Consider the following 13235-nt stretch of genomic DNA (forward strand, 5'->3'; position numbering starts at 1 on the left):
ACGGCTCAGCGGAGCTCGTTGATGCGGATCAGATTGCCCGCGGGGTCGCGGAAGGCGCAGTCGCGAACGCCGTACGGCTGCTCGATCGGCTCCTGGACGACCTCGGCATCGCCGGCCTGCAGTTTTTCGAAGGTGGCGTCGAGGTCGGTGGTGGCCAGGGTGATGGCGGCGTAGGTGCCCTTGGCCATCATCTCGGCGATGGTGCGGCGCTCGTCGTCGGTGATGCCGGGGTCGACGGCCGGCGGGTGCAGGACGATGGACGTGCCGGGCCGGCCGGCGGGGCCGACCGTGATCCAGCGCATCCCGTTGTATCCGACGTCGTTGCGGACCTCGAAGCCGAGAGTGTCGCGATAGAAGGCCAGGGATGCGTCCGGGTCGTCATGCGGGAGGAAGGTCGCGTGAACGGTGATGTCCATGGCTGTCAGGCTAGGTGCGGATCGGAAGCCGGCGCTTCTCGATTCCTGACCGGTCTGGTCACCTGCTTCGCCACGCACGGCGGCATCCCCTCCGTCGCACCCGCCGCCTGGCGCCGGTAGACGCTGGGCGGCACACCGACCAACTCGGTGAAGCGAGTGCTGAAGGTGCCAAGCGACGAGCAGCCGACCGCGAAACAGACCTCGGTGACGCTGAGGTCGCCACGACGCAGCAGCGCCATCGCGCGCTCGATGCGCCGCGTCATCAGGTATCCGTACGGCGACTCGCCGTAGGCGAGCCGGAACTGGCGGCTGAGGTGCCCGGCCGACATGTTCACGCCGCGGGCGAGCGCCTCGACGTCCAGCGGCTGCGCGTACTCCCGGTCGATCCGGTCGCGAACGCGGCGCAGCAGCGCGAGGTCGCGCAGACGCTGCGCCGAGGCGGGTCTGCTGGTCACATGCGAATCGTACGTCGCGCCGGAGTCGCCCGGCGCCGCCGGCATCCCACCCCACTCCGTGTCCGCTCCGGCGAGGCCTCGACGCGCAGTCCATCCCCCTTCAACACGTCCCGTTATCGGCTTCGACCTGCGGAAACATGCCGAAGATCGTTAACGATCCCGGATTGTCCCACCGTGTTCGAGTCATAACCCCCGCGCGGACACCTACTGCGACCAGGGGACTGCCCCTCTGCCGTCCGGGCCGGGGCGGGTCCGCGAGCGGAAGGTGCGGCGATAGGTGTCCGGAGGCACGCCGACCGTGCGGTTGAAGTGTCGGCGCAGTGTCGTGGCGGTGCCCATGCCGGTGGCCGCCGCGATGATGTCGACACTGTCGTCGGTGGTCTCCAGCAACTCCTGGGCGCGGCGGATCCGCTGAGTCAGCAGCCATTGCAGCGGGGTGGTGCCGCTCACCGACCTGAAATGGCGGCCCAGGTTGCGCGAGCTCATCCGCGCCTGGCGGGCCAGGTCCTCCACGGTCAGCGGATGGTCCAGCCGTTCGATCACCCAGGGGAACAGTTCGGCGAGCGGGTGGTTGCCCGGGGCGGGCACCGGGGTGGTGACGAACTGGGCCTGGCCGCCGTCCCGGTGCGGCGGCACGACCAGGCGGCGGGCGACCGCGTTGGCGACCGAGGAGCCGTGGTCAAGGCGGACGAGGTGCAGGCACAGATCCATGGCGGCGGCTTTGCCGGCGGAGGTGAGCACGCTGCCGTTGTCCACATAGAGGACGTCCGGATCCACCTTCACCTGGGGGTAGCGGTCGGCCAGGGCTCGGGTGTGCGCCCAGTGCGTGGTCGCGCGCCGCCCGTCCAGCAGGCCGGCGGCGGCCAGTACGAACGCGCCCGTGCAGAGGGAGGCCACGCGTGCGCCTGCCTCGTGGGCCGCGCGCACCGCGTCGACCAGGTCAGCGGGTGGATCCACATCGGTGTCGGCCCAGCCCGGGACGATCACGGTGCCGGCGCGCGGGAGCTGGTCGAGGCCATGGTCGGGCTCCAGCCGGAATCGGCCGGTCCGTACGGCGCCCGGCCCGCAGACGGCGACGCTGTACCAGGGGCCTGCTACGCCGACCGGGGCGGCCCCGAAGACTTCGTACGCCAAGGACAGCTCGAAGTGCAGCATCCCGTCGGTGACGGCCAGCGCGACAGTACCCATGTCCGGAATTGTATGGGTAATGGCGTTCCAGACACTCGCCGAGAGCACCAGCCCTCGTCAGGATGTTCGCGACAGATCGCAGCAGCAGATCATTTGAGCTGGGAGGAGAACCCATGGGATCGGGGCACACGGTGGCGGTGTTCGGCGCGTACGGGCACACCGGGCGCTTTGTGGTGGCACAGCTGCGGGATCGCGGATTCGTCCCGGTCCTGTCCGGGCGCGACGCCGACAAGCTGAAGGTGCTGGCGTCCGAATCCGGGCTGGAGGCCCGCCCGGCGTCGGTCGGTGACCCGGCCTCGCTTGACCGCGCACTGGCCGGTGCGGCGGCCGTGATCAACTGTGCCGGGCCCTTCGCCGCGACGGCCGCCCCCGTGATCGAGGCGGCACTGCGCGCCGGGATCCCGTACGTGGATGTGGCGGCCGAGATCGAGGCCAACGTCGATACGTTCACGCACTTCACCGACCGCGCCCGCGCCGCAGGAGCGGTGATCGTCCCCGCGATGGCCTTCTACGGCGGTCTCGGCGACCTGCTGGCCACCGCCGCGATGGGCGACTGGACGGCGGCCGACGAGGCGCACATCGCCTACGGGCTGAGCAGTTGGCATCCCACCGCCGGGACCCGTGCCGCGGGCGCGGTCTCCCGGCAGCGGCGGGACGGCCGACGCGTCCGTTACACCAACGGCCGACTGGAGTACCGCCACGACGACCCGCCGACCCTGGAGTGGCCCTTCCCCGACCCGATGGGCCCCCGAGCCGTCATCGGCGAGTTCACGATGGCTGACGTCGTCACCGTTCCCAGCCACCTGTCCATCCCCGAGGTGCGCACCTACATGACGGTCGAGGCGGCCAGGGAGGTGGTGGCCCCGGACACACCGGCGCCGGCCCCGGCCGACGAGTTGGGGCGGTCGGATCAGACCTTCCTCGTCGACGTCGTCGTGCGCTCCGGCGGCAGCGAACGGCGCGCTGTGGCGAGGGGCCAGGACATCTACGCCGTCACCGCGCCGCTCGTGGTCGAAGCGGTTGACCGCATCCTCACGGGGCGGACCAGGACGGTCGGTGTCGCCTCCGCCGGTGAGATCTTCGACGCGCCCGACTTCCTCCGCGCGCTGTCCTCGCACATTTCCCTGGACCTGCGTCCATAGCGGGCGGACCGCCTACGCTGTGCGCCGGGCTGCCGTAGCTGTGGTGAGTCTTCGTCGTGGTGTCAACAGCGGTGAGCCGCCTCGGGCAAGGTCCGTATGAGTCATCCGAGCTCGACGCGGACCTCCGAGGGTGGGCAGGATGGCGCGTCCTCGGGGACGAGTGCCGCCACCAGGCGTGCGCCGGAGCGGCGGTCGACGAGCCTGACCTGGGAGTCCTCGTCTGAGGCGAGGTGCCGCTCGCCCCACTGGATGAGGCCGGCCAGGACGGGATACAGCTCCCACGCCGTGGCGGTCGGCTCGTAGGCGTGGCGTTCTCTGGCCCCGTCCTCGCGGTAGGGGACACGGGCGAGCAGGTCGTTGTCCACCATCTCGGACAGGCGGCGGCTGAGCAGGGAGCGGGACATGCCGAGGTGTCGCTGGAAGTCCTCGAAGCGCTGGACGCCGTTGAACGCCTCTCGTAGCACGATGAGGGTCCACTGCTTGCCCACGACTTCCATCGCCCGGATGAGCGGGCAGTTCGCGAGGTCCACCGTCGTCCAGTCCACGACGCCATCCTATCTTGAGTTCTTATCTAGAACCCAGCTAGGATCTGAGTGCTCATTGGGAACTCAGGTGGAGGAGAGGCTTTGCCGTACCACGACTACGCCGCCATGAAGATCCGCGTGATCGGCGGGGTGGCGTACGCCACCATTGACCATCCGCCGCTGAACCTCCTCGATCAGCCTCTTCTTGAGGAGCTCGGCCGGTTCCAATCGGCCCTGAGCGCCGACGAGAGCGTCCGCGTGGTGGTGTTCGACAGCGCCGATCCCGACTTCTTCGTCGCGCACGGGGACATGTCGATCGCCCGGCACCCCGAGGCGGTGGCCGCCCTGGCCCAACAGGAGCCGGACGGGCGGCTGAGCCCGATGATCACGATGTTCGAGGCGTATCGGGCGCTTCCGCAGATCACCATCGCCAAGGTGAGGGGGCGGGCGCGCGGGGCGGGCTTGGAGTTTCTTCTCGCCCTCGACCTGCGCTTCGCCGCGTCCGAGCGCGCCTGGTTCGGCCAGCCCGAGGTGAGCATGGGCATCCTGCCCGGCGCGGGTGGCACGCAGTACCTGCCGCGCGCCGTCGGCCGCGCCCGCGCGCTGGAGATCATCGCGGGGTCCGACTTGTTCGATGCGGACCTTGCCGAACGTTACGGGCTGATCAACCGGGCGCTCCCACCGGACCAACTGGACGCGTTCACCGAGCGGCTGGCGTCACGGATCGCCTCCTTCCCGCCTGCCGCCGTCACCGCCGCCAAACGCGCTGTCGAGGCCGGTGTCCTGCCCCTCGACGAGGGGCTCCGAGTCGAGGACGCCCTCACTCGCACGCTGTTCGGCACCCCTGAGGCGCTGAGCCTGATGTCCCGCGCGCTGGACGCCGGAGCCCAGACCCGAGAGGGCGAGTTCGTCCTCGAATCCCTCATGGCCGCCCTGCCCCGGTGATCGCCTTTCCTCCTGCGGCGTAAGGCGACAGCGCCGGGAGAGCACCGCCCCATTCCTCTCAAGGCCATCCCGGATGCACGGCGGGTACGGCAGTATCCGGCCCTGCCGACCCACCGGTGCATCGCCGCAGCGCTGAAGCTGGAACGGCCGCAAGGCCGGCCGTGACTTCCGCGGCCACAGCTGAGCTGTGTCAGTCCAGGCAGAACTCGTTGCCCTCAGGGTCGGCCATCACGATGAAGCCGGCGCTCATCGGGGGAGTGGGCTCGTGGCGACGTACCCGCGTCGCTCCCAGCGCGACGAGCCGGTCGCACTCAACCTCCAGCGCCGCCATCCGTTCCTCTCCCTGCAGTCCGGGAGCCGCACGGACATCGAGGTGGACGCGGTTCTTGGCGACTTTGTCCTCCGGCACCTGCTGGAAGAACAGCCGTGGGCCGTGCCCGTCCGGGTCCTCGATGGCCGATCTCGTGTTGCGCTGCTCCTCCGGTACGCCGGCCCGCGCGAGGAAGTCGTCCCACGCGGCCAGCGGGTCGGCGCCCTCGGGCAGGTCGACTCCGGGCGGACCGGGGTGGACGTAGCCCAGTACGTCGCGCCAGAAGGACGACAGCGCCTGCGGGTCGTAGGCGTCGAAGGTGACCTGGATGTGGCGGCTCATCGGGTTGCTCCGTTCATAGCGGGTTTCGTGTGCAGGTAGAGGTCGCACAGCAGGCAGACCTCGGACAGGTGGTGGATCAGCTCGTGGTGGATGTGCAGCACCAGATCGGCCTTGGGCATCTCGGGGAAGGGCTCCTTCGCGCCGACCGGGACCCGGAGCCCGGCGTCGCCGAGGCCGCGCACCCCGGCCAACCAGACGTCGAGCTGGGCCTTGAGCTGGTCGAGTGCGGTGGCCGCGCTGCCGGCGTACTCCCAGGTCTCGTACGACACCGCCGGCGCGCCGAAGTGCGCCGCGTTGCGTGCGGCGAGCACGCCGACGATGACGTGACCGAGTCGCCAGGCGATCGTGGTGAAGGCCGCGGGGACCGGCGCGGGGAAGGCGCAGTCCATCCTGAAGTCCCCGGCCCCGAACTGCACGGGCGCCGTCGAACTGCCGCGCGGCCGCACGCTCCAGGCGTCCGGCACCGGCGACCAAAAGTACTCGTCGTCGGTGAGACCGTCGAGCCGGTCTCGGAGCTGATGGTTCCAGTGGAACTCCCACTGCTCGCGCAGCGTCCGGTTCCAGTCGAGTTCGTCTGCATCCATGGAGCCACCCTGACACCTCTAGCGGACAGGATCGGTCCGCTATCTCTGGCAGGGTGGGCACCATGGGCGTGGCAAGCGGTGACGAGCGGGGTACGACGGAGCGGGTGCTCACCCTGCTCGGGCTGCTGCAGCAGCGCCAGGTCTGGACCGGCCCCGAGCTCGCCGACCGGCTCGGGGTCACGCCGCGCACGGTACGGCGCGATGTCGAGCGGCTGCGCGCACTCGGCTATCCGGTGCATGCCAGCCAAGGTGTCGGCGGCGGCTACCAGCTCGGCCCGGGGCAGGACCTGCCGCCGCTGCTTCTCGACGACGAGGAGGCGATCGCCACCGCGGTCTCGCTGCTCGCCGGCGCGGGGGGCGCGGTCGCCGGTGCCGGCGACGCCGCACTCCGAGCGCTGACCAAGCTCGACCAGGTGCTGCCCACCCGGCTGCGGCACGAGGTGCGCGCGCTCTCCGGCTCGGTGGAGTCCTTCGGCGGAGGCCGCACGCCGGTCGACCCCGAGGCGCTCATGACGCTGGCCAGAGCCTGCCGCGACGAGGTCGAGGCCGGCTTCGACTACCCGTCCGGAAGCGAGGTGCGACGGCGACGGGTCGAGCCCTACCGCCTGGTCGCCTCCGACCGGCGCTGGTACCTCCTCGCCTACGACCTCGACCGCGACGGCTGGCGCAGCTTCCGCGTCGACCGGATGACCGATGTGTCCGCACGGACCTGGCGCTTCCGCCCGCGCGCGGCACCCGACGCGGCGGCATACGTGCAGGAGGGTGTGACGAGCCGGGTCTACCCGCACCAGGCGCGCTTCCTCGTGCACGCGTCGGCCGACACGGTGCGCGAGCAGATTCCGGCGTCGGCGGCCGTCGTACGACGGCGAGGGAACGGGCTCTGCGAGGTGCTCAGCGGCGCCGGCAGCCTCGACTTCGTGCTCATGCATGTGCTCCTGCTGGGGCACGACTTCGAGGTACTCGACCCTCCGGAGCTCGGGAGGCGCTGTCACGCGCTGGCGGAGAGACTGCTGTCGGCCGGTGCGGCGATCTCACCGATGCCGGACATGGAGGAGTCATGAGCCGCGACCACGCCGGCACGGCGAGAAGCGGCCAGCGGTCCGAATGAGCATCGCGCCCGATCGCTTGACATGGCGGGTAGTAAGAAATAAGTTCTCGGTTCCCGAGCACCTCTCCAGGTCATTCAGCCCCAGGACCAGGGCGTTTTCCCTGCAGGACATGGCGCTGTGGCGGTTGAGGGAATCTCGGGATCGGTGAAGCTTCTGCCTCCTCGTTGAGGTTTTTGTAACGGCGGCGAAGCCGAGGTGTCGCGTGCCGGCCCCGATCGAGGACGGCTCGGTCCGATGCCGGGTGTCGCCCTGGCAGAGAAGCCTGCTGGCGCGGGGGTCGGCTCCGTACACCGGCTCAGGCGCCCCAGCCACGTGCCGGGGCGGACGGGCCAGCCTCCGCCGGGGCCTGGGCGCCGCCCCCGGTTCCGCTCCGAGGCCGACTGGCTGGCCGTAGACGGCCTCAGGTTCCGGCGAACCCAAGGGTGTATGCCTCCCAGACCACCCCGACAGTTCAGCGTTGCCCCTTGGGTTCGCACGAACTCTGGGCTTTCATGGGGTTCCGATAGTAATCGCGGAAAATCCAACGGATATCGCTGACCAGCCTCGACGTGGAGCACCCGGGCGAGGTCAGCGGCATCCTTGGCTCGGGCGGCCGCACCCACTAACCGGCACACCAGTCCTGCGGTGCCCTCACATCAGAGCAGGTCAGGGGTATATTCGTTGGATTTTCCGCGATTACTATCGGAACCCCAAGGCCGCCTACGACATACCCGACTAACCCCCATCCGGCCGGGCATGACCCCCTTGCGCGAGAACGGCGCACGATCGATCCGGCCGAGGGAGACAGTGATGGGACGGCAGGTCTGGCCGCGGCTGCGCGTGGCCGACTGGCACGAAACTCGCGACACCTTGCACATGTGGATGCAGATCGTCGGCAAGGTTCGGCTGGCGCACGCGCCGCTGATGAACCGCTGGTGGAACGTGACGCTGTACGTGAGCTCGCGCGGGTTGACGACATCCGCGATTCCGTATGGCGCCGAGGCGTTCGACGTCGAGCTCGCCCACTGGGACCGGGACGCACTGGAGGCCGACCCCGCCCGCTAGGCGCACATAGCGCACCACAACCTGTGAGGTGATGAGCATGGTCGACCGCGAACAGCTTCCCGCGCCCGTCGAGGGGCTGGTGGTCACGCACTTCCTGACCGTCCGGGACGTGGCCCGCTCGCGCGCGTTCTATGCGGACGTCCTGGGCGGCGAGGTCGTCCTTGAAGAGAACCCGGCGATCGTGAAGGTCGCCAACACGTGGATCATCATGAACCCCGGCGGCGGCCCCACCCCGGACAAACCGGACGTCACGCTGCGAGCGCCTGAGCCCGGCGACCCGGTGACCGCGTTCATGAACGTCCGCGTCGCCGACATCGCCGCCTTCCACACGCACGCGACGTCGCTCGGCGCCCGGTTCCTTACCGAGCCGATCGACCGCAAGGCCGAGATCCGCTGCTACATGCGCGACCCGGACGGGCACCTCATCGAGGTCGGCCAGGCCACCGGCATGCTGCACGGCGTCTACGCCGACCCGCCCGCCTGACCCCGTCCGGCTGGGGACGGGCGCGAGCGGCGCATGCCGAGGTCAGCGGATCATCCTCGCATGAGCCAGGTGCGGGCGTCGCGCCACGGCGCGCCGGCGCGGGCAGGCTCGCAGCGTCGTGTTTGACCCGCACGATCAGGCGTCCTCCTCCCGAACGTGACCTCACTGCTACATGGCGGCTGAGGTCACGTTCGGGAGGAGGACGCCGTCTAGGAGGTGGATGGCCTGGTGAGGAGTTCCTTGGGCTCGGGAAGGTTGAATGGGTCAAAGGAGAGCTCCGTCTCGTCGGCGACCTGGTCGGCGGGCGGGGCGAGGACCACGACGTGCGATCCCCATTCGCTGTAGCGGGTGTCGGTCCGATGGGTCGCCGGCGTCCTGCTGTTCCACCACGTGGCCTCGGTAGTCATCAGGCGGATAGGCAGGCCCGTGCCGTCGGTCCACAGCCGCCATGCGATCTTCCGGTCGCTGTCGCCGGAGAGCGTTTCGCGCAGCACCGCGGCGGAGGGGTTCTTAGACGACTTGGCCGGCTGCCCGTAGCTCACCATTTCTTGGTAGAAGAAGCCGCCGGAGACCGGCTTGGCCTTCGCCCTGCCGAGCATGGCCTTCAGGACGGCGGGCTCGAACACGTCGATCGTCTGGAGACTGGCGGCGTTGTCCGTAACCCGGTAGCCCGCGCGCACCCAGGTCTTGCCGTCGGGCAGGAGCCCCGCGTAGAGCGTGTGAGAGGTGTAGCGGTGCCCGCCGACGACGATCGTCTCCTGCGGATCCTCGATTCCGGTGTTCCGCAGCTCGTCTCCGTCCTTGCTCTCAAGCAGTTTCCTGACGGGCGGGTCGATGACCAACTGCATGGTCGCGTCGGAGGCCGCCCGCCCGGAGAGACCGAGCTGCACCCTGCCGTTGACCCGGAGTCTCAGTGACTGCTTGTCCTCGAAGATCAAGCGGGTCACCTCGGCGATGTGGACGCCGCGTTCGGGGCGGAACCGCCGCTTGAGCGCCTGGACCGGGTCGGGGGGACCGGCCTGCGCCGCGGCGGGAACGGCAGCGGCCGTCGCGGACGCGACCGACGCAGCCAGCAGAGCGCCCAGCAGGGCGGCCCATCGCTTCATGGATCGTGGTCCTTCTCGAAAAGATGATGTTTCGGGAACGTCACCTTTCCAGGTGATGTGGCCGCCCCTCCAGTTACGCCGGACGGCCAGTCGGCAGAGGCGATGGTGACCGAGCTGTGCTGGCCGGCCTGGGCCCGCCAGCACGGCTACGACATGGCTACGACATCGAGCACCCGGTGCAGTGGGAGGTGAAGGGGCTGAACCCGGAGGAGTTGCGGCGGCTCGTGCTGGGCGCGGTCACCGAGCACATCGACATGCGCGCCCTGGAGGCCGTGCTCGCCGAGGAACGGCGCCAGCGCACTGCGCTGCAGGCCTTCGTGGACGGCTGGCAGGACCCGGGCCAGTGAGCTCCGGCGATCAGGCAGAGGAAGACCGGTCGTCGCCTTCCAATGCTCGATACAGCGTGGACCGGCCCACCTTCAGCACTTGGCGATCGCGGTGACCGACTCCGGGGTTGAGGAACCCAGGAACCGGCGCCAAGAACGCCGTGTGCGGTCATCCCACACCTATCCTCCCCGGGGATCGACGGCTTCGATAGTGGCCACTGCTCGCGTAACGGTGCAGTCGCAATCGGCCGGGTCGTTGTCGACCTTCTCGAACACCGCGCGGCCCTGCCCGATGATGCGTCTATCTTGGCCTTTGACGGTGACCGTCACTACGCGGCCCACCCAATCGGCTTGAGGCCCATACCATATATATCCATTGCCGAACTCGGCGTCGATTGGCTTGCCTACGGCTGATGCAAATTCCCTGGGTGTGTACCAAATGGAGGATTGGCATGGCTCTACACCTGGGCAAGCCTCGAATGTAAGTCCACGATCCGCGATATCTCTTTCTGCACGGATTGATAGCGCGTTACCGGGCCCCATGCACGGCTTGCATGACACGCTCCCGGAGCACGAAGTCAGAAGTCCAGGGATGAGCGCCAGGGAAATCAGGATTCCGCGCCTGTCGAGACAGGCACTGCGGAGACAAATTACGCGCGACAGAAATAGCATTACGAGCACTCCGATTCTTTGCGTTAATGCCGTTTAGTCGCTCCACTGACGCTACAATAACTGGTCATCAATCCCTATAAGAACAATTCGGCAATTCGCTTCGAGGCTCGCCCGGTCGCCAATCGATTGAGCCGTGGATTCACCATGTGGCCACACGACGGTCAACACCGCCCCGCTACCGCCGGTCGTCGCCTTCCAGGGCCCGATACAGGGTGGAGCGGCCCACCTTCAGCGCCTTGGCGATCGCGGTGACCGACTCTCCCCGGGCCAGCCGGGCGCGGGCGGCGGCCAGGACGTCCTCGGTCACCGCCGAGGGCCGGCCACCCTTGCGCCCGTGCGCAGCGGCCGCGGCCAGGCCGTCCAGGGTGCGCTCGCCGATCAGGTCGCGTTCCATCTCCGCGGCCATCGCCGCGACCAGGAACAGCATCTTGTGGGCGACCGTCTGCCCGTTGGGCCGGTGCAGGCCCGCGCAGATCCCGGACAGGATCTCCAGGTTGATGCCGCGCGGGGCCAGCTCGTCCTCCAGGAAGACCAGCAGCTCCTTCACCGAGCGCGCCACCCGGTCGGGCTTGTAGATGACCAGGGTGTCGCCAGCCTGCATCCGCTCGATGGTCGCGGCCAGCTTCGGCCGGTCCTTGCGGGTGCCGACGGTCTCCTCGACCACCTCCCGGCAATGCGCCCCGGCGAGCGCCTCCATCTGGGACAGGTGATCCTGGGCGCGGGTGGACACCCGGGCGTAGCCGACCCGGATCGCGTTGATCGCCGCAGGGGCGGGAACGGACCCGGCGGAGAGGCCGGGGACCGTCTCCGTGGTCGCCGTGGGGGCGTCCGGGGTCTCCTTCGCGGGCACGGTGGGGGTGCTCGTATCCCTATCGTCTCGAAAAGGGTCCTGAAACTCCATTTCCGGGGGCAGGGTTTCGGGAGCGGTTTCGGGAGCGGTTTCGGGACGGTCGTTCCTCGGCGACCATGATCGTTTCATCGTCCCGGAAGCGACCGTTTCCGGGACGGCTGTTTTCGGGGACGGAAGGCTCCGCCGAGGCCTCCGCCACCACGGCCGCCGCCTTCTCCTTCGCCTCCCGCTTGGCCTTCGCCGCGGCCTGCTTCGCCCACAGCTTGGCCAGCCCGGCCAGGCCGACGTTGACCTCGGCGCGGTCCCACTGGGCCGGATCCCACCGAGTGGTGCCGAAGATGTGCTTGGCCACCCGGTACTTCCAGCCCTTGCGGTGCCGAAAGGCCCGCATGTGCTCGACGTAGCCCTCCGGCCCGCCGGAATCCTCCGGGGGCAGGCGCGGCCGCCGCCGCTGCACCTGGGATAGGTGGTGTTCTTGGCCGCCCGGTGGACCTTCTCCACCTCGATGTCGTGATCCCAGCAGTCGCCCAGGTCGTAGCGGTAGCCGAGCCAGTCCCCGGCCCGGGGGATCAGATGGGCCAGCGTCACCGTCGTCTCGTCGCGCGCGTTGTCGCCGTACTCCCGGTCCCCTTTGCCGAACAGGTGCAGGTGGTGCTGCTGCCAGCCCATCGCGACCTGGATCACCTCGTGCAGCTCGGCCAGGCTCGCCTCCGACGGCACCTGGACGCGCCGCCACACCGGCGGGTGAACCTCGCGCAGGGTGACCTTCAACTGGTGGATGGTGCCCATGGGTGGCCCTGCCTCTTCAACGTGTCCGGCGGCGACGCGCGTCACGGTAACGCCAGCCCGCGCCGACCGGGACGCCTTTCGGGACTCCGCCGCATCATGACCTACGCTGACGACGGTCGGCTGCAGACGGCTTGTACGTTCTCGTTCCGCTGTTCCTCGGGGCCGTGCCCCGGACAGCGACCGGGGATCGGCCAGGGTGAGACTTCTACCCATGAGAGTCAGATGCCTGGAGATCATCCATCCCGACGGCGACTACCCGGTCGCGGAGTATGACGGGATCCGCGTGGGCGGCGTTTACCCGGTTCTGGAGATGGTCGCCTACGACATCGATTGCCAGATCCGCGTGCTCGGCCCCGACACACCCGACCCCGGACTACTCTGGGACCCCATCAACTTCGAGACGGTAGACACCCGGATACCACCCGGCTGGACCCTGACCATCGCCGACGGCCGCACCCGCCTCGCGGACGCCCGCTGGCAGCGTCCAGGCTTCTGGACCGACTACCACCACGGCGACCCACAGGCCCTGGCCGACTACGACCAGGTGAAGAGCGAACTCCTCGCCGCCGCCCCGCCACCCGACAACTGACCCCTGCGCCCGGGCGCCCTCTCCCGTGTCCGAACCGCCAGGTCGGCAGTTGCCGCCTCCCGGGCGGCCTCGCCCCCTGGCGACGTCGATCGGGTCCTCCAACCGGGCCACGGTCCTGCGGCAGAACCGCGTTCGGTGATCTTCCCCGTGGCCACCGGCTCCATCCACACCGACGTGTCCGGCGGCGACGGCGCCACGGTAAGGGGTCCGGCCCACATACACCATGGCCGAGATCGCCGCTTCCTGCCGTGTTACTCCGGGGTTGTGGCAATACCCTCGAACCGTAGAGATTTTCGATGTGGTGATCTTCGGGTTCTTATGATCTTGTTGGTGCGCCGTGCGTGCCGTCGGGGCAGGCCC

At 69.1% G+C, this 13235-nt stretch carries 16 protein-coding genes and 1 pseudogene; 7 read left to right on the forward strand and 10 right to left on the reverse strand.

Annotated features, from left to right (window positions below):
* Positions 1–5: 5 nt before the first annotated feature.
* The 3 genes from ACFY2X_RS45475 to ACFY2X_RS45485 form a co-directional block, all read right to left on the reverse strand.
* Positions 6–416, reverse strand: a complete 411-nt coding sequence (locus ACFY2X_RS45475) for a VOC family protein (RefSeq protein WP_389951177.1) — start codon at positions 414–416, stop codon at positions 6–8.
* A gap of 5 nt (positions 417–421) precedes the next feature.
* A complete protein-coding gene (locus ACFY2X_RS45480) occupies positions 422–871 on the reverse strand; it encodes a helix-turn-helix transcriptional regulator (RefSeq protein WP_389951180.1) in 450 nt (149 codons plus the stop codon).
* A 204-nt stretch (positions 872–1075) separates the two neighbouring features.
* Positions 1076–2059 (reverse strand): helix-turn-helix domain-containing protein, encoded by a 984-nt coding sequence (locus ACFY2X_RS45485; protein ID WP_389951183.1) that lies wholly within the window; start codon positions 2057–2059, stop codon positions 1076–1078.
* Positions 2060–2172: 113 nt separating this feature from the next.
* On the opposite strand from ACFY2X_RS45485, the gene ACFY2X_RS45490 reads away from it, so the two are divergent.
* On the forward strand, positions 2173–3201 hold the full coding sequence (locus ACFY2X_RS45490) for a saccharopine dehydrogenase family protein (protein ID WP_389951185.1): 1029 nt from the start codon (positions 2173–2175) through the stop codon (positions 3199–3201).
* Positions 3202–3302: 101 nt separating this feature from the next.
* On the opposite strand, the gene ACFY2X_RS45495 is transcribed toward ACFY2X_RS45490, so the two are convergent.
* Positions 3303–3746: a winged helix-turn-helix transcriptional regulator gene (locus ACFY2X_RS45495; RefSeq protein ID WP_389951187.1), complete on the reverse strand. Its 444-nt coding sequence runs from the start codon at positions 3744–3746 to the stop codon at positions 3303–3305.
* An 81-nt stretch (positions 3747–3827) separates the two neighbouring features.
* Here ACFY2X_RS45495 and ACFY2X_RS45500 point away from each other — a divergent pair, with 81 nt between their 5' ends.
* Positions 3828–4670, forward strand: a complete 843-nt coding sequence (locus ACFY2X_RS45500; protein WP_389951189.1) for an enoyl-CoA hydratase/isomerase family protein — start codon at positions 3828–3830, stop codon at positions 4668–4670.
* Between the two features lie 190 nt (positions 4671–4860).
* Here ACFY2X_RS45500 and ACFY2X_RS45505 read toward each other — a convergent pair whose 3' ends face one another.
* Complete coding sequence (locus tag ACFY2X_RS45505; RefSeq protein ID WP_389951192.1) at positions 4861–5322, reverse strand: VOC family protein; 462 nt, start codon at positions 5320–5322, stop codon at positions 4861–4863.
* The gene (locus ACFY2X_RS45510; protein ID WP_389951194.1) at positions 5319–5906 is read right to left on the reverse strand and encodes a DinB family protein; all 588 of its coding nucleotides are present in this window, start codon (positions 5904–5906) and stop codon (positions 5319–5321) included. Before ACFY2X_RS45510 ends, ACFY2X_RS45505 begins: the two co-directional genes overlap by 4 nt.
* 62 nt (positions 5907–5968) lie before the next feature.
* Between ACFY2X_RS45510 and ACFY2X_RS45515 the strand changes: the two genes are divergently transcribed.
* From ACFY2X_RS45515 to ACFY2X_RS45525, 3 genes are all read left to right on the forward strand, one after another.
* The gene (locus ACFY2X_RS45515) at positions 5969–6967 is read left to right on the forward strand and encodes a helix-turn-helix transcriptional regulator (RefSeq protein ID WP_389951196.1); all 999 of its coding nucleotides are present in this window, start codon (positions 5969–5971) and stop codon (positions 6965–6967) included.
* A 783-nt stretch (positions 6968–7750) separates the two neighbouring features.
* Positions 7751–8059 (forward strand): DUF5996 family protein, encoded by a 309-nt coding sequence (locus ACFY2X_RS45520; protein ID WP_389951199.1) that lies wholly within the window; start codon positions 7751–7753, stop codon positions 8057–8059.
* Between the two features lie 31 nt (positions 8060–8090).
* A complete protein-coding gene (locus tag ACFY2X_RS45525; RefSeq protein ID WP_389951202.1) occupies positions 8091–8543 on the forward strand; it encodes a VOC family protein in 453 nt (150 codons plus the stop codon).
* Positions 8544–8752: 209 nt separating this feature from the next.
* Here ACFY2X_RS45525 and ACFY2X_RS45530 read toward each other — a convergent pair whose 3' ends face one another.
* Complete coding sequence (locus ACFY2X_RS45530) at positions 8753–9649, reverse strand: hypothetical protein (RefSeq protein ID WP_389951205.1); 897 nt, start codon at positions 9647–9649, stop codon at positions 8753–8755.
* Positions 9650–9765: 116 nt separating this feature from the next.
* On the opposite strand from ACFY2X_RS45530, the gene ACFY2X_RS45535 reads away from it, so the two are divergent.
* Entirely contained in the window at positions 9766–9996 is a 231-nt protein-coding gene (locus ACFY2X_RS45535) for a hypothetical protein (protein ID WP_389951208.1), read from the forward strand.
* A gap of 826 nt (positions 9997–10822) precedes the next feature.
* Here ACFY2X_RS45535 and ACFY2X_RS45540 read toward each other — a convergent pair.
* From ACFY2X_RS45540 to ACFY2X_RS45550, 3 genes and pseudogenes are all read right to left on the reverse strand, one after another.
* A complete protein-coding gene (locus ACFY2X_RS45540) occupies positions 10823–11497 on the reverse strand; it encodes a recombinase family protein (protein ID WP_389951214.1) in 675 nt (224 codons plus the stop codon).
* A 19-nt stretch (positions 11498–11516) separates the two neighbouring features.
* Positions 11517–11954 carry a hypothetical protein gene (locus tag ACFY2X_RS45545; RefSeq protein ID WP_389951218.1) on the reverse strand — a complete coding sequence of 146 codons (438 nt, stop codon included), beginning with the start codon at positions 11952–11954 and terminating at the stop codon, positions 11517–11519.
* Between the two features lie 32 nt (positions 11955–11986).
* Positions 11987–12523, reverse strand: a pseudogene (locus ACFY2X_RS45550) (plasmid pRiA4b ORF-3 family protein); the annotation flags it as partial.
* On the opposite strand from ACFY2X_RS45550, the gene ACFY2X_RS45555 reads away from it, so the two are divergent.
* On the forward strand, positions 12498–12875 hold the full coding sequence (locus tag ACFY2X_RS45555) for a hypothetical protein (protein ID WP_389951211.1): 378 nt from the start codon (positions 12498–12500) through the stop codon (positions 12873–12875). The pseudogene ACFY2X_RS45550 and the gene ACFY2X_RS45555 sit on opposite strands and share 26 nt — an antisense overlap.
* Positions 12876–13235 lie beyond the last annotated feature (360 nt).

It is taken from the genome of Streptosporangium sp. NPDC000396 (assembly GCF_042898655.1).
GTDB lineage: Bacteria > Actinomycetota > Actinomycetes > Streptosporangiales > Streptosporangiaceae > Streptosporangium.